Source organism: Variovorax sp. 10N420, assembly GCF_056394705.1.
This window is the reverse complement of the sequence record NZ_JBFTIJ010000003.1, coordinates 348,868-364,584: the sequence shown is the minus strand read 5'-3', so window position 1 is coordinate 364,584 and position 15,717 is coordinate 348,868. Positions and strand designations below refer to the sequence as shown.

General features: G+C 65.2%; 14 protein-coding genes. 5 read left to right on the top strand and 9 right to left on the bottom strand.

Annotated features, from left to right (window positions below):
- The first annotated feature begins 36 nt into the window (after positions 1–36).
- The gene (locus AC1DEK_RS09755) at positions 37–519 is read left to right on the top strand and encodes a VOC family protein (protein WP_478125023.1); all 483 of its coding nucleotides are present in this window, start codon (positions 37–39) and stop codon (positions 517–519) included.
- On the opposite strand, the gene AC1DEK_RS09750 is transcribed toward AC1DEK_RS09755, so the two are convergent.
- The gene (locus AC1DEK_RS09750) at positions 513–1,496 is read right to left on the bottom strand and encodes an ABC transporter substrate-binding protein (RefSeq protein WP_478125022.1); all 984 of its coding nucleotides are present in this window, start codon (positions 1,494–1,496) and stop codon (positions 513–515) included. The genes AC1DEK_RS09755 and AC1DEK_RS09750 overlap by 7 nt on opposite strands.
- Before the next feature lie 146 nt (positions 1,497–1,642).
- Between AC1DEK_RS09750 and AC1DEK_RS09745 the strand changes: the two genes are divergently transcribed.
- Together AC1DEK_RS09745 and AC1DEK_RS09740 are read left to right on the top strand one after the other, a co-directional pair.
- A complete protein-coding gene (locus tag AC1DEK_RS09745) occupies positions 1,643–4,111 on the top strand; it encodes a sensor histidine kinase (protein ID WP_478125021.1) in 2,469 nt (822 codons plus the stop codon).
- Positions 4,108–5,229 carry an adenylate/guanylate cyclase domain-containing protein gene (locus AC1DEK_RS09740; RefSeq protein ID WP_478125020.1) on the top strand — a complete coding sequence of 374 codons (1,122 nt, stop codon included), beginning with the start codon at positions 4,108–4,110 and terminating at the stop codon, positions 5,227–5,229. Before AC1DEK_RS09745 ends, AC1DEK_RS09740 begins: the two co-directional genes overlap by 4 nt.
- Positions 5,230–5,263: 34 nt before the next feature.
- Here the strand turns inward: AC1DEK_RS09740 and AC1DEK_RS09735 are convergent, their stop codons facing one another.
- From AC1DEK_RS09735 to AC1DEK_RS09725, 3 genes are all read right to left on the bottom strand, one after another.
- Positions 5,264–6,775 (bottom strand): tripartite tricarboxylate transporter permease, encoded by a 1,512-nt coding sequence (locus AC1DEK_RS09735; RefSeq protein WP_478125019.1) that lies wholly within the window; start codon positions 6,773–6,775, stop codon positions 5,264–5,266.
- A 10-nt stretch (positions 6,776–6,785) separates the two neighbouring features.
- Positions 6,786–7,274, bottom strand: coding sequence for a tripartite tricarboxylate transporter TctB family protein (locus tag AC1DEK_RS09730; RefSeq protein WP_478125018.1), 489 nt, complete (start codon positions 7,272–7,274; stop codon positions 6,786–6,788).
- Between the two features lie 103 nt (positions 7,275–7,377).
- Complete coding sequence (locus AC1DEK_RS09725) at positions 7,378–7,593, bottom strand: DUF3820 family protein (RefSeq protein WP_478125017.1); 216 nt, start codon at positions 7,591–7,593, stop codon at positions 7,378–7,380.
- A 35-nt stretch (positions 7,594–7,628) separates the two neighbouring features.
- Between AC1DEK_RS09725 and AC1DEK_RS09720 the strand changes: the two genes are divergently transcribed.
- Positions 7,629–8,861 (top strand): DEAD/DEAH box helicase, encoded by a 1,233-nt coding sequence (locus AC1DEK_RS09720; RefSeq protein ID WP_478125016.1) that lies wholly within the window; start codon positions 7,629–7,631, stop codon positions 8,859–8,861.
- Positions 8,862–8,887: 26 nt separating this feature from the next.
- On the opposite strand, the gene AC1DEK_RS09715 is transcribed toward AC1DEK_RS09720, so the two are convergent.
- From AC1DEK_RS09715 to AC1DEK_RS09695, 5 genes are all read right to left on the bottom strand, one after another.
- Positions 8,888–10,048, bottom strand: a complete 1,161-nt coding sequence (locus tag AC1DEK_RS09715) for an acyl-CoA dehydrogenase family protein (protein ID WP_478125015.1) — start codon at positions 10,046–10,048, stop codon at positions 8,888–8,890.
- 77 nt (positions 10,049–10,125) lie between these two features.
- Positions 10,126–11,802 carry a Vgb family protein gene (locus tag AC1DEK_RS09710; protein ID WP_478125014.1) on the bottom strand — a complete coding sequence of 559 codons (1,677 nt, stop codon included), beginning with the start codon at positions 11,800–11,802 and terminating at the stop codon, positions 10,126–10,128.
- 9 nt (positions 11,803–11,811) lie between these two features.
- Positions 11,812–12,645, bottom strand: coding sequence for an ABC transporter permease (locus tag AC1DEK_RS09705; RefSeq protein WP_478125283.1), 834 nt, complete (start codon positions 12,643–12,645; stop codon positions 11,812–11,814).
- 29 nt (positions 12,646–12,674) lie between these two features.
- Entirely contained in the window at positions 12,675–13,628 is a 954-nt protein-coding gene (locus AC1DEK_RS09700) for an ATP-binding cassette domain-containing protein (RefSeq protein WP_478125013.1), read from the bottom strand.
- A 24-nt stretch (positions 13,629–13,652) separates the two neighbouring features.
- Positions 13,653–14,543: a LysR family transcriptional regulator gene (locus AC1DEK_RS09695; RefSeq protein WP_478125012.1), complete on the bottom strand. Its 891-nt coding sequence runs from the start codon at positions 14,541–14,543 to the stop codon at positions 13,653–13,655.
- A gap of 203 nt (positions 14,544–14,746) precedes the next feature.
- Here AC1DEK_RS09695 and AC1DEK_RS09690 point away from each other — a divergent pair, with 203 nt between their 5' ends.
- Complete coding sequence (locus tag AC1DEK_RS09690) at positions 14,747–15,715, top strand: pyridoxamine 5'-phosphate oxidase family protein (protein WP_478125011.1); 969 nt, start codon at positions 14,747–14,749, stop codon at positions 15,713–15,715.
- The last annotated feature ends 2 nt before the right edge of the window (positions 15,716–15,717 follow it).

Below are 15,717 nucleotides of genomic sequence, written 5' to 3'. Positions count from 1 at the left end.
ATGCACAATTTGCGGCCCACTCTCGAGGAGACATGGATGACCAGCAAAAACACCATTTGTCTGTGGTACGACCGGGACGCCGTCGACGCCGCGAATTTCTACGCGCAAACATTTCCTGACAGTTCCGTGGGCGCCATCTATCGCGCGCCGGGCGACTACCCGGACGGCAAGGAAGGCAATGTGCTGATGGTCGAGTTCACTGTCGCCGGCATTCCCTGCATCGGCTTGAACGGCGGCCCGATGTTCAAGCACAACGAGGCGTTCTCTTTCCAGATCGCGACGGACGACCAGGCTGAGACCGATCGCCTGTGGAACGCGATCGTCAGCAATGGCGGCCAGGAGAGCGACTGCGGCTGGTGCAAGGACCGCTGGGGACTGTCATGGCAGATCACGCCGCGCGTCCTCATGGCGGCAATGGCCGACCCTGATCGCGCGGCGGCCAAGCGCGCTTTCGACGCGATGATGAAGATGCAAAAGATCGACGTCGCCGCGATCGAGGCGGCTTGGCGTGGTCACTGAATCACCTTGTCCGCCCGATTCAGCACGGCCTGCGGCACCTTGAAGCCGATGCGGTTCGCCGTCTTCAGGTTCACGATCAGCTCGAACTTCGTCGGCTGCTCGATCGGCAAGTCGGCGGGCTTGGCGCCCTTGAGTATTCGATCGACGTACCGAGCCCCGTCCTTGCCTTCATTGCCGTAGCCGGGCCCGTAGGCCATGAGGCAGCCGTTCTCGGCGTAGTCTCCACGCGCGCAGATCGAGGGCAGTCCGTTCTCGATGGCCAGTTCCGCAATCAGCTTCTGGTTGGAGTTGGCCACTGGGTTCAGCGTGACCCATACCGCATCGGCACGCGCCGCCACCGCTTGCTTGAACGCTGCCACGTAGCTTTCGGGGCTGCTGGTTTGCATCGAATAGAGCTGCAGGCCCAGCTTCTCCGCAGGCACCTGGCTTGCTTCCCACTGAGGAACGGAGCCCGGCGCGTCCGGGTCCCAGAGCACCGCCACCCGCACGATGCGCGGATCGGACTCCTTGAGAAGCTCCAGCCGCTTGCCCGTGAGGATGGCCGCCACGTTCGTGACGCCGGTGCTGTTGCCGCCGGGGCGTGCCAGGCTCTCGGCCAGTCCGGTGGCGACGGGGTCGGTCACGCCCATGAAAACGATCGGCACGGTCGAAGTCGTCCGCTTCGCCGCCTGCGCGGCGTTCGTCGTCACCGTGACCAGCACGTCGACCTTCATGCGCACCAGGTCGGCGGCGAGGGCGGGAAGGCGCTGCAGGTCCTGACTCTCGTGCCGGTAGTCGATCAGGATGTTCTGTCCTTCGACATAGCCGAGATTGCGGAGACCCTGGCGAAATGCCTCCAGGCGCGGCGCGTCCGCCGTCGCCGAAACGGCCGCCAGATAGCCAATGTGCGGCATCTTCTTCGTCTGCTGCGCTTGCGCGAAAGAACCAGCGAGCGCCAGCGCAGCGCAGAGAAGAAGTGAGCCCAACTTACTGCGCATCAGAAGTCTCCTCATCGACCGGCCCCCGCCGGGAAATGATTCTGCGCCACCGACTGTGCCGCGCGCGCGGTGGCGGGGTCGGCCAATAGGCCTACCCGTCCTGCCGTCTTCCCACTGTTGGATGGGCGATGTCCAATGGAATGGCCATGCCCATCCCGGATTCGTCCCCCGCTTCGCTCTCGGGCGAACTCGCGCCGGCGACCCCGGGCCGGCGCTTCACGATGTTTTCGCCGGCGTCGCGCGACATTCATCGCGGGCGTCTGTTTCGCAAGTACCTGCTGCTGATTTTTTCGCTGGTCAGCAGTGTGCTGCTGGCGTCGAGCGCGATCGGTCTTTACTTTTCGTATCAGGAGAGCAAGGCGGCCCTGGCCAGCGTGCAGCACGAAAAGGCCCTGGGTGCGGCTTCGCGGATCGCGCAGTATGTGGACCAGATTTCGCAGCAACTGGCGTACGCGTCGTTGGCGCAGCTCGATGCGTCGGACCTGGAATCGCGGCGCACGGAGTTCTGGCGTCTGATGCGGCAGGCACCCGAGGTGACCGACATTGCGCAGCTCGATCCAACGGGCCGCGAGCAGATCTCTGTATCGCGGCTGGGCATGGACGTCCTGGGTTCAGGCAAGGATCGGTCGCCGGAGGCGCCCTTCCGCGATGCCCTGGCGGACGCGACCTGGTTCGGGCCCGTGTACTTCAACCGCGACACCGAGCCCTACATGGCGGTCGCCATACGCGCCGGTGGCCAGAAGGGGCCGGTCACCGTGGCCGAGCTGAACCTCAAGTTCATCTGGGAAGTGGTCTCGCGCATCCAGATCGGCCAGAAAGGCAAGGCCTACGTCGTCGACAGCAATGGTCTGCTCGTGGCCGACCCTGACATCGGCCTGGTGCTGCGCAAGACCCGTCTTTCGTCCTTGCCGCACGTGCAGGCGGCCGCGGCCGATGTTGCACAGAAAGAAGAAGCGATGGTCTCGCGCGATCTTCAAGGCGCGACGGTGTTGACTTCGGTGGCGCCAATCCCGTCATTGGGCTGGAAGGTCTTCGTCGAACAACCGATTGGCGAGGTGTACGCCAAGCTGAACGCATCGATCCTGCGCACTGCCTTGCTGCTGCTGGCCGGCCTGGCGATTTCCGCGCTGGCCGCATCGGCGTTGGCTCGAAGCATGGTGCAGCCGATTCGCACGCTCGCAAGGGGCGCGCGCCGCATCGGCCAGGGGGACTTGAACCAGAAGATCGTCGTGGACACAGGCGACGAACTCGAAGGGCTCGCGCAGCAGTTCAATCGCATGTCGGCGCAGCTGCGCGAGTCGTACGGCGAACTCGAACGCAAAGTCGAGCAGCGCACTGCCGAACTGACCGCGTCGCTCGAATACCAGACCGCCACGGCGGAGATCCTCAGGGTCATCAGCCGATCGCCGACGGATCTGCAACCCGTGCTGTGGGCGGTTGCCGAGCGCTCGGCGGTGCTCTGCAGGGCGCATGGCTGCAGGGTGTGGCTGCCCGAAGGCGACCACCTGCGGTCGATGACGGGCTACCAGGGCGTCAACGATGGCACTGCCACCGGCCGCGACGAAATCCTGCCGCAGACCCGCGGGTCCGTGGTGGGGCGCGCATTTGTCGAACGGCGCACAGTGCATGTCGACGACGTTTCGAAGCTCGTGCATTCCGAATACCCGGAGTCGCGAGATCCTCAATCGCGCCACCAATTTCGCACCGTGCTCGGTGTTCCGATGGTGCGAGAGGGTGCCTCCTTCGGCATCATCGCGGTGGTGCGACGAGAGGTACGGCCGTTTTCGGATGCGGAGATTCGGCTCGTGGAAACCTTTGCCGACCAGGCGGTGATCGCCATCCAGAATGCGCGCCTCTTCCAGGAGATCGAGGACAAGAGCCGCCAACTGCAGATTGCCAACCAGCACAAGTCGGAATTCCTCGCCAACATGTCGCACGAGTTGCGCACGCCCTTGAACGCGATCATCGGTTTCTCCGAAGTGCTGACCGAGCGGATGTGCGGCGAACTCAACGACAAGCAGATGGAGTATTTGAGGGACATCCACTCGTCGGGCCAGCACCTGCTGACCTTGATCAATGACGTGCTGGATCTCTCGAAGGTCGAAGCGGGCCGCATGGAGCTCGACCTCAGTTGCTTCGACTTCGGCTCGCTGCTCGAAAACGCGTTGACGCTCGTGCGCGAGCACGCCCAGCGCAATGGCCTTTCGATTGCACTGGACGTCGGGGAGGGCCTGAGCGAGTGGATCGCCGATGCGCGCAAGGTCAAGCAGATCGTGGTCAATCTGTTGTCGAACGCGGTGAAGTTCACGCCAGCCGGTGGACACGTGAGCCTGACGGCGCGGCGCATGGAAGGCTTCGACGGCGCAGTGGTCGAGCTGAGCGTGGCGGACACCGGCGTGGGCATCGCACCCGAAGACCAGGCTGTGGTGTTCGATGAGTTCAGGCAGGTCGGCGCCGACTATCTGCGCAAGGCGGAGGGCACCGGCCTGGGCTTGTCGCTCGCCCGTCGGTTCGCGGAATTGCACGGCGGGACCCTCACGGTCCAAAGCCGCATCGGAGAAGGTTCGACCTTCACGCTGGTTCTGCCGCTGCAGCTACTGGAGACTGTGGAATGAGCGCGCACATCCTCGTCGTCGACGACCTGGCGACCAACGTCAGGCTGCTCTCGGACATCCTCACCGCCCGCGGCTATCGCACCAGCACCGCCGCATCGGGCGAAGAAGCGCTGGCCCGCATCGCCGCCGACGCGCCGGACCTCGTGCTGCTCGACGTGATGATGCCGGGCATGAACGGCTACGACGTCTGTCGCGCCATTCGCGCCGATCCGGCGCTTGGCGTCCTGCCCGTGGTGTTGGTGACGGCGCTGAATCCGGAGCAGGAGCGCATGAACGGCCTGAACGCCGGCGCTGACGATTTCCTCGGCAAGCCCATCAACCAGGCGGAGCTGCTGGCTCGCGTGCGATCGCTCTTGCGCGTGAAGACCCTGTACGACGAGGTGCAGCGGCAGAGGGCCGAACTGCAGGCATGGAACACCACGCTGGAGCAGCGCGTCGCCGAAAGCGTGCGGCAGCTCGACCGCGTGGGGCAACTCAAGCGCTTCTTCTCGCCGCAGTTGGCGGAGGCCATTCTTGCCGGCGGTGCCGACGATCCGCTGAAGAGCCATCGGCGCGAGATCACGGTGGTGTTTCTTGATTTGCGCGGTTTCACCGCTTTCACCGAGACTGCGGACCCTGAAGAAGTGATGGCGGTCCTTGCGCAGTACCACGCCGCGATGGGGCGCCTGGTGCTTGCGCACGAGGGCACTCTGGAGCGCTTCTCCGGCGACGGGATGATGATCTTCTTCAACGATCCTCAGCCGGTTGCCGATGCACCCGTGCGCGCATTGCGCATGGCGTTGCAGATGCAGCAGGAACTGGCCGTGCTGAGCGTGCAGTGGCGCCGGCGCGGGTACGACCTGCACATGGGCATCGGCATTGCACAGGGCTTCGCGACGCTCGGCGGCATCGGCTTCGATGGGCGAATCGACTACGGCGCGATCGGCACGGTGACCAATCTTGCGGCGCGGCTGTGCTCGGAGGCCGCGGCCGGGGAAATCCTCATCTCGCAACGCGTGCAAGGCGTGTTGCACGAGATGTCCCCGAACCCCGACTGGTCGACCGAGCAGGCGGGCGAACTCGAACTCAAGGGCTTTCAGCGCAAGGTGCCCGCTTGGCGGGTGCTGCCCGGCGCGTGATCACTGCGCCGGGGCCTCGTCGTCTCGCGCCTCGTCACTCTTCCACGAAGGCTTCTTCCCGCTTGGCCTTGATCGATGGCAGCAGGACGATCCCCAGCAGCAGGCAGGCTGCCGCCAGCAGCCCGGCGGACAAGGGCCGCGTGATGAACACGCTCCAGTCGCCGCGCGACAGCAGCAGCGCGCGCCGCAGGTTCTCTTCCATCATCGGCCCCAGGATGAAGCCCAGCAGCAGTGGGGCCGGCTCGGTGCGCAGCTTGAGGAAGAGATAGCCGATGAACCCGAAGGCCGCCACCATCCACACGTCGAAGGTGTTGTTGTTGGTCGAGTAAACGCCAATCGCGCAGAACAGCACGATCGCCGGGAACAGGAACTTGTAAGGCACCGTCAGCAGCTTGATCCACATGCCGATGAGCGGCAGATTCAGGATGATCAGCATCGCATTTCCGATCCACATCGAGGCGATCAGGCCCCAGAAGAGCTCGGGGTTGCTGGTCATCACCTGCGGGCCGGGCTGGATGTTGTGGATGGTCATGGCGCCGACCATCAGCGCCATCACGGCGTTGGGCGGAATGCCCAGCGTGAGCAGCGGAATGAAGGAAGTCTGCGCGCCGGCGTTGTTGGCCGACTCCGGCGCGGCCACACCGCGGATGTTGCCCTTGCCAAAAGGCACTTCGCCGGGTTTGCCGCGCATCTTTTTTTCGAGCGCATACGAAGCGAATGACGCCAGCAACGCACCGCCGCCGGGCAGGATGCCAAGCGCCGAACCCAGGGCGGTGCCGCGCAATACAGCGGGCGCCATGTCCTTGAAGTCCTGCTTGGTGGGCCACAGGCCCTTGACCTCGGACGTGAACACTTCGCGTTCGTCATCAGGCTGCGAAAGATTGCCGATGATTTCGCCATAGCCGAAGACACCCATGGCAATCACCACGAAGCCGATGCCGTCGGTCAGTTCGGGGATGTCGAAGCTGAAGCGTGCGACGCCCGAGTTCACGTCGGTGCCGACGATGCCGAGCAGCAGCCCCAGCACGATCATCGCGACTGCCTTGAGCAGCGAACCCGAAGCCAGCACCACGGCGCCGATCAGGCCCAGCACCATCAGCGAGAAGTACTCGGCCGGGCCGAACTTGAAGGCCAGCTCGGTCAGCGGCGGCGCGAAGGCCGCCAGGATCAGCGTGCCGACACAGCCTGCAAAGAACGAGCCCAGTCCCGCGGCGGCAAGTGCCGGACCCGCGCGACCTTGCCGCGCCATCTGGTAGCCGTCGATACAGGTCACTACTGAAGATGATTCGCCCGGCAGGTTGACCAGGATCGCGGTGGTCGATCCGCCGTATTGCGCGCCGTAGTAGATGCCGGCCAGCATGATCAGCGCCGACACGGGCGGCAGCGCGTAGGTCGCCGGCAACAGCATCGCGATGGTCGCGACCGGCCCGATCCCCGGCAGCACGCCAATCAGCGTGCCCAGGATGCAGCCGACGAGGCAATAGAGCAGGTTGGTGAGGGTGAACGCAACGCCGAAGCCGGTTGCAAGGTTTTGAATCAGATCCATGGTGGTCTCCTCAGCCCGAAACGAAGGTGGGCCAGACCTGGATCTGCAGCTTGAGCGCCCAAATGAAGGCGATGTAGCTGCCCACGGCAAGGATGGTCGAAAGAACGAGCACGTCGCGCAACTTGAAATGCGCGCCTGCGAGGCTGGAGATGATGGTCAGCGCGTAGATCGCGAGGATCATTCCCATGGCGGGTACGCCGATGCTGGGCAGTCCGCCGAGCAGCACGCCGAACGCGAGATTGGCCGCCAGCACGAAGAAGAGCGGCTTCCACGCCCACTTGCCGATGGGGTCGCCGTCGACCGTCTCGACCACCAGCGACTGGAACATCACCGCCGCGCCGAGGACTGCCAGCAGGATTCCGAGCATGAGGGGAAAGTAGCCGGGCCCCATCCGGGCGCCGTTGCCGACGGTGTAGGAGGTCGCGCCAATGGCGAAGGCCGCTCCTATGGCTGTGAACATGACTCCTGAAAAGAAGTCTGCCTGACTCTTGACGCGCATGTCTCGCTCCTCGGTTTTGTGGAGCGAGGGTCGTCCCGCGTGCCTGACTCCTGGCTGACCAGGGCTGTACGGACTTCCACGTACCAGCCGGCCACCCAGGCGCTCAGCCGCCTCGGCGGAGCGGCTTCAGCAGACCCTTGAGGCCGTTGTGATCGATCTCGTGCATCAGCGCCAGGAGCCTGCCGATCTCGCCCTTGGGAAAGCCCTCGCGGGCGAACCAGGTGAGATAGTTGCCGGGCAGGTCCGCGATCACCCGGCCCTTGTACTTGCCGAAGGGCATCTCCAGCGTGACGAGTCGTTCGAGGTCTTCAGGGCTCATCTTTGCGCCTCGTGCCGATGCTGTTCCAATTCACCATGTCTTTCAATTCCCTGGGACTCGATCCCGCCCTGGTGCGTGCCGCCACCGACAAGGGCTATGCGGCGCCCACGGCCATTCAACTCGAAGCCATTCCGCCCATCCTGCAGGGGCGCGACCTGCTGGGCGCGGCTCGCACCGGCTCCGGCAAGACCGCGGCATTCTCGCTGCCCCTGCTCCAGCGGCTCGCCGCCGAGCCGCGCCAGACGCCCCGGCGGCTGCGCGCGTTGATTCTGGTGCCCACGCGCGAGCTGGCTGCACAGGTGGGCGAATCCATGCGCGGCCTCGCGCAGCACCTGCCCGTGCCGCTGAAGATTGCGGTCGCCTTCGGCGGCGTGTCGATCAACCCGCAGATGATGGCGCTGCGCGGCGGCGCCGACATCATGATCGCCACGCCGGGGCGCTTGCTCGATCTCATCGATCATCGCGCGCTCAGGCTGTCGACGGTGTCGACGCTGGTGCTCGACGAAGCCGATCGCCTGTTCGATCTTGGCTTCGCCGAAGAGCTGAATCGCATCCTCGCGCTGTTGCCCGAACGGCGCCAGAACCTGCTTTTCTCGGCGACCTTTCCGCAGGCGATCCAGTCGCTGGCTGAAGCGTTGCTGCGCAATCCGGTCCGCGTGGAGGTCGCCTCCGAAGCGGCGGAGGAACCCACGATCCAGCAGCGCGCGATCGAAGTCGACGCCAGCCGGCGCACGCAGTTGTTGCGGCAACTGATCGAAAAGAGTGGATGGCCGCGCGTGCTGGTCTTCGTTGCCACCAAGCATGCTTCGGAGATCGTCGCCGACAAGCTGCGCAAGGCGGGCGTCGACGCCGAGCCTTTTCATGGCTTGCTGAGCCAGGGCAAGCGCACGCAGGTGCTGACCGACTTCAAGGCTTCGAAGGTGAAGGCGGTCATTGCCACCGATCTCGCGGCCCGTGGCATCGACGTGGTCCAGTTGCCGGTCGTCGTGAACTACGACCTGCCGCGCTCGGCTGTCGACTACGTCCACCGCATCGGACGCACGGGCCGCGCCGGGGCGAGCGGGCTGGCCGTGAGCTTCGTCAGCGCCGACACTGAGGCGCACTTCCGGCTCATCGAAAAGCGCCAGGGCCTGAACGTGCCGCGCGAGCGGGTCGCAGGCTTCGAGCCCGTGGAGACGGCGACGCCGGCCGCACCCGCTTCGAATTCGGGCGGCATCAAGGGAAAGCGGCCGAGCAAAAAGGACAAGCTGCGCGCCGCCGCGCGCTGAATTCCACTCGCGCGTCGCCGTTTCGCTCAACCCTGCGGCGGCTTCTTCGCGATGCCCATCGTCTTGGCGAGGATGCCGAGCATGACCTCGTCCGCACCACCACCGATCGAGGCCAGTCGACCGTCGCGATACAGGCGCGACACCCGGTTTTCCCAGGTGAAGCCCATGCCGCCCCAGAACTGCAGGCAGGTGTCCGCCACCTCTCGGGTGAGCCGGCCGCATTTGAGCTTGGCCATCGACGCGAGTTCGGTCACGTCCTGGCCCTGCACGTGCAGATCGCAGGCGCGATAGGTGAGCGCCCGCAGCGCCTCGACCTCGGTCTTGAGTTCGGCCAGCTTGAACTGCACCCACTGCTGGTCGGCCAGCGTGCCCCCGAACAGCTTTCGCTGCTGCGCCCATTCGATGGTCTGGGCGATGCAATCGTCCAGCGGTTCCAGCGAGCTGGCGGCGCACCACAGGCGCTCTTCCTGGAACTGCTGCATCTGGTAGACGAAGCCCTGGCCTTCCTCGCCGATGCGATTGCTTTGCGGCACGCGCACGTTGTCGAAATAGATGAGCCCGGTGTCGCTCGAATGCATGCCGATCTTGCGGATCTTCCGGGCTTTCTCGATGCCGGGGCTGTCCATCGGAACCATCACGAGCGATTTGTTCCGATGCACCGGCCCATCGCCGGTGTTGACCAGCATGCACATCCAGTCGGCTTGCAGGCTGTTGGTGATCCACATCTTCTGGCCGGTGATCAGGTAGTCGCCGCCGTCCTTGCGTGCATGCGTCTTCAGGCCGGCGACGTCGCTGCCGGCCCCGGGCTCGCTGACGCCGATGCAGCCCACCGTTTCGCCTGCGATGGCCGGCGCCAGGAATTCGCGCCGCAGTGCGTCGCTGCCGAAGCGGGCGAGCGCGGGCGTGCACATGTCGGTCTGCACGCCGATGGCCATCGGCACGCCGCCGCAGCTCACGTGGCCCAAGGCCTCGGCCATTGCCATCGCGTACGAATAGTCGAGTCCCGAGCCGCCGTACGCCTCCGGCTTGTTGAGGCCGAGCAGCCCGAGCGCCGCCAGCTTCCTGAAGATCTCGTGCGCCGGAAAGCTCTCGGCCTCTTCCCATTCATCGACGTGCGGATTGATCTCCTCGTCAATGAAACGGCGCATCGTCCTCTGGATTTCGAGATGCTCGTGCGTGTATTGCATGGCGCAGACTGTAGGCGGCGACCGGAAAGGCTGCTTGCGGGAAGTGGCTACCGGATGAGCCCGGGGCCGCGGCAGGCTCAGCGCTGCGGCCGGATCCGGTAGAGCGCGTTGTTGCGGTCCGCGCTCACGTAGATGGTGCCGTCGCTGCCGACTGCGACGCCGGTCGGCACATAGGGCGGCGGCATGCCCGGGCCGCCTTCGAGGCCGATCGGCAGTCCTTCGGCGACCGTGCGGCGCGTGCCGCTCACAGGGTCGATCTCGACGAGCCGCCGCGCCGCGCTTTCCGCCACGATGAAGCTGCCCCACGGCGTCTGCGCCACGCCTTCGGGCATGGCCAAGCCTTCGGCGATGGTGCGCAGCGGCGCGCTCGCGTCCAGGGGAATGCGCGTCAGCTTGCCCGCGGCCTCCGTGACGTAGAGCGCACCGTCCTTGCCGACGATCATCTGGACCGGCCCGCCAAGGCCGCTGGCGATGACTTCCTTGTTCTCGAACTTCGGGCCGCTCGCGCGCGTCACGCTGCCGGTGGCAAGTTCGGCGTAGATCACGCTGCCGTCGGGCATCGGTATGGCGTCGTAAGGTGCTTTCAGTGCGTGCACGACGGCGGTGGTCTTCAGTGTCTTCCGATCCACCAACTGCACCGTGCCCGTGAACCATGACGCGAGTGCGAAGTGCGTCGCCGAAAGGCCCACCGCAAACGGATACTCCAGATCCGGATCGCGCTGCATGCGGAAGACGTCGCGCACAGCGCCGGTGCTGGCATCCACTTGGCGGAAACCGAAGACATCGGCCACCCAGAGATCGTTGCCGTCGATCTTCATGCCGGCCGGCACCGCGAGCCTGCCGCCAGTCAGCAGCCGCAGTTCGCCCGTGTCGGGATTGAAAGCCTGGACCGAGTTGTCCGCCATGTTCGAGACATAGATGGTCCCGTCCGGCGCGATCGCCAAGTTGTCAAGCGACGGCTTGAGCTGCTTGGCGACGGTCTTGCGTCCAGTGGCCAGATCCACGCGCACCAGTTCGCCGCTGCGCGCATCGACCACCCACAGGTTGCCCTTGCCGTCGAGATTGGCGGCGGCGGGGATCTTGAATCCGTCGGCGATCACCGTCATCGCGCCATTGGCCGGATCGATCCTCACGACCTGGCCCTTGAACCACAGCGGGCCGTAGAGCATGCCGTCCGGCCCCACCTCGAAGCCGTTGAAGCCGCCCATGTCCTTCTTGATGAGGCGGGGCGGCTTCTGACCCGTCCGGTCGATCTCCCATAGGGCGTCGCCCAGGAAGACCTGCGAGGCATAGAGCTTGCCGTTACGCCGGTCGAAGTCGAGCGAGTTGAGTCCGGGCAGGTCCTTCGCGACCACCCGCATCGGCGCGTTGTCGTTCTCGCGCATGCGCAACATGCCCATCAGGTAGTTGGTCCAGGCGAGTTCGCCGTTGGGGCCGACCGCGATGTCGTCGGCCTGCCCTTCGACGCTCTTGATGAAGACGCTCGCGGTGCCGGTCTTCCGGTCGACTTCCCACATCGTGTTGCCGACGACGGAGCCGGCAAGCAAGCGGCCCTGCTTGTCGATGGCGAGCCCGTGCACGCCCGAAAACGCTGAAGGCGCCACGATCGCCTCGGGCGCGGCCCACGCGGCGGGCTTCGTTGTCAATGCGGCGGAGGCATTGGCGGGCGGCGATGCAGGCGGTGCCGTGGTGCAGGCACTGAGAACGAGAAGGAAGGCCGACGCCAGGACCGCGCTGCCGATGTCTTGTTTCATGTCGTCTCCTCAGGCTTGGAACCGCTTGCGTGTCAAACCCAGTGCGATCCAGAAGGCGGCCACGGTGTACGCCATCAGCACGAGCGCGTGCCGCCACCAGTCCGGCGGCCACTGGTCCATGAAAAGCGGCCGCACCAGCATCACCGCATTCGTCAGGGGCAGCCACGCGGCAACCGCGCGCACGGCATCGGGCAGTTGGTCCAGCGGAAAGAACACGCCCGACAGGAACATCATCGGCGTCATGAAGAGCGTGAAGTAGTAGGTGAAGAAGTCGTACCCCTTCGCCAGCGCATTGAAGATCAGCGCAATGCACGAAAAGGTGATGCCCGCACCCGCCAGCACGAACCACGCGATGATCAGCTTGGGGCTGTGGCTGATGCCCAGGGCCAGCATCACAAACATGATCGCCGTGGTCGTGAAGATCGCCTTGAAGGCAGCCCAGAGCATCTCGGCCAGCACCACGTCATCGAGCCCCACCGGCGCGTTCATGATGCCGTCCCACGTCTTCTGGACGTGCATGCGCGAAAACGCGGAGTAGAGCGCCTCGAACGAGGCCGCGTTCATCGCACTCATGCAGATGGAGCCGCTCGCCAGAAACAGGATGTAGGGGATGCGCGTGCCGTCGACCTCGACCTTGCCGACCAGCGCCCCCATGCCGTACCCGAAAGCCACCAGCCAGATCAGCGGTTCGGCGATGTTGCCGATCAGGCTCGGGATCGCGAGCTTGCGCCACACCAGCAGGTTGCGCAGAAACACTGGCCACCAGCGCATCGAGAGTTCGGGCGGGCGCCACACCGACACCGCCGGCGCCTCGGCGATTGGCGAAGTCGTATCCATCTGCATGCTCATCGTTGCCCCTTCTTGCAGGCTCTTCAGCCGTCTTCGCGTATTTGGCGGCCGGTCAGTTTGAGGAACAAGTCTTCCAGATTGGCAGGCCGATGAAAGGTTCGCAAGCCGCTGCGATCGCCGAGCGCAGCCATCAGCCCGCGCGCATCCTGCGTATAGAAGAACACCGTCTCGCCGCTGACTTCCACGCGCGCGGCATAGTCCTTGAGCGGCGACCGCGCCAGTTCGAGCGCGCCGTTGCCGTACAACTCGACAACGTCCGGCTCGAGGTATTGAGCGATCAGGTCGCGCGGACGGCCTTCCGCGATCTTGCGGCCATGGTCCAGCACGAGCAAGCGCGAACACAGCCGCTCGGCCTCATCCATGAAGTGCGTGGTCAGCAGGATCGACTTGCCCTGCTGAAGCAGGACCTGGAGCCTTTCCCACATCAGGTGGCGCGCCTGCGGATCGAGCCCCGTCGTCGGCTCGTCGAGCATCAACAGCTTCGGATCGTTGACCAGCGCACGGGCCAGGGAGAGGCGGCGCCGCATCCCGCCGGACAGTTCGCCGGGCTTGGCGTCTGCCTTGTGCGAGAGCGCCGCGAACTCCAGCAGCTGCGGGATGCGCGGCGTGATCTCCGCGCGCCGCATGCCGAAATAGCGCGCGTAGACCATCAGGTTTTCGGCGCAGCTGAAATCGGGGTCGAGCGTATCGAACTGGCTCACCACGCCCAACTGAGCCTTGATGGCCCGCCCGTCGCGCGGCATCGAAAGCCCGCCCAACCCTTCGATCGTTCCGTGGTCCGGCGCGGTGAGACCGAGGCACATGCGGATCGTGGTCGTCTTGCCCGCGCCGTTCGGGCCGATCACGCCGAGGCACTCTCCGGGCGCGATCTCGAAGGAGAGGTCGTCCACCACGGTCGTCGTTCCGTAGCGTTTATGGAGGTTGCGGGCCTGAAAGAGGGGGGCGGGCGGGGTCGGCACCGGGGCATTGTGGCGCATCGGAGGCTGGCATGGCGCCCGGCTTCAGAGGCGAAGACCGTCGAACTCGGCCTTCATCCAGTCGATGAAGGCGCGCGTCCGGGCGGGCAGCAGCCGCGCATTCGGATAGATCACGCTCACTGGCCGGGGCGGCGGCTCGAACGCCGTCAAGACCAACTCCAGGCGGCCCTGCGCCACCATCGGCAGCACCTGATAGGAGAAAAAGTTGCCGAAGCCCACCCCTGCTGCGCAGGCTTCCACAGCCGGCGCGATGTGATTGAACTCCAGGTTTCCACGGGTCGCGATCGACAGCGGCCGCCCGTCTTCGCGAAACATCCATGGGCCGACCGTGGACGGATGGATGCGCACGCAATTCGCATCTCGCAGTTCGCGCGGATGCATCGGTGTGCCGTGACGACGCAAGAAGTCCGGGCTTGCAACCACCACGCGGCGAATGCTGCCGAGTTGCTGCGCCACGAGCGACGAATCCTCGAGCTTGCTGATGCGTATGCCGACGTCGACGCCTTCTTCGAGCAGGTTCACGGACCGATCCTGGAGCAGTACGCTGCAGCGCATCTTGTCGTAGCGCTGGAGAAAGCGCACCACGGCCGGCGAAACGTACATGTGCCCGAACATCACGGGCGCGGTGATCGTGAGCAGCCCTGCCGGCTCCGTCGCATCCAGCGTGAGTGAACGATCGGCCGCATCGGCTGCGGCGAGCACCTCTCGGACGCTTTGCAGATAGCTGCGGCCTTCTTCGGTGAGCGAGATGCGTCGCGTGGTGCGGTGGAAGAGCCGTACGCCAAGATGAGCTTCCAGCGCTGCAAGCGAACGCACCACCGCCGGCAGCGAAGTGCCCAGCGATTCGGCGGCCTTCGTGAGACTGCCCTGGTCGGCGATCTGCACGAAGGTCTGCATGGCTTTGAGTCGGTCCATGGGGCGATTAGATCCCATGGGTTCGATTGATCCGAAATTCGCAGCAGTTAACTGCGTTGCGCGCCATTACTCCTGCGCCAGGAGCAAATCAGAATGAAGGCGTTGCAACAGGTCCGCAAGGATTCGCAAGGAGAAAGCGCATGTCTTCAACCCCGACCCGCCCAGCAGATCAAGCTCTAAAGCCATCGGAGAGGACTCGCGTCATGACCGCCGCATCGGCTGCTGCGTCGGCTTGGCATGAAGGCGAACAGGCGATGCAGGCGCGCGCGGGCGCGCTGGAGCGCATGGCCATGTTCGGCACGCGCGTTCTTCGCGACTACATGCCCGACCAGCATCGGACTTTCTTTGCGCAACTGCCCTTCCTGATTGCAGGCAGCCTCGACGGCACCAAGCAGCCGTGGGCCAGCGTGCTGGCTGCGCCAGCGGGGTTTGCGCATTCGCCGGATGAGCATCACTTGCGAATCGACGCGCATGCGGATGCGGGCGATCCGTTCTCGGATGGGCTGGTGCGTGGCGCTCAGATTGCGCTCTTGGGCATTGAGCCGCACACCGGGCGACGCAATCGGATGAATGGGGTGGTGGAGGAGATGGATGCAAGTGGCTTCACTGTTGCCGTGCTGCAGAGCTTCGGCAACTGCCCGAAGTACATCCAGGCGCGCGAGCCTTTGCTCGTCGGTGAGTCGCGCACGGGGTTGCCTGTACGGCGCATCGATGTCCTGGACGCCGCCGCCCGCCGCATGATGGCGAATGCCGACACGTTCTTCATCGCGACAGCGCATCCCTCAGCCGGTGACGGCGCGACATCGCACGGCGTCGATGTATCGCATCGCGGCGGACGGCCGGGGTTCGTGCGCGTGTCTGACGATGGCGCGCTGACGGTGCCGGACTTCATCGGCAATTCGTTCTTCAACACGCTCGGCAATATCGCGGTGAACCCGCGCGCGGGCTTGTTGTTCATCGACTTCGACACTGGCGATCTGCTTCAGCTGGCGGTGACGGCCGAGGTGATCTGGGACGGTCCTGAGCTTGCCGCTTTCGAAGGTGCCGAACGCCTTTTGCGCATGCGAGTGGTCGCTGCGATCCATCGGCCGGCCGCCTTGCCGCTGCGTTGGGGGCCGGCGCAGTTGTCGCCCTTTCTCGCCGGCACCGGAAATTGGCCGCAGGCGTCGTGAGC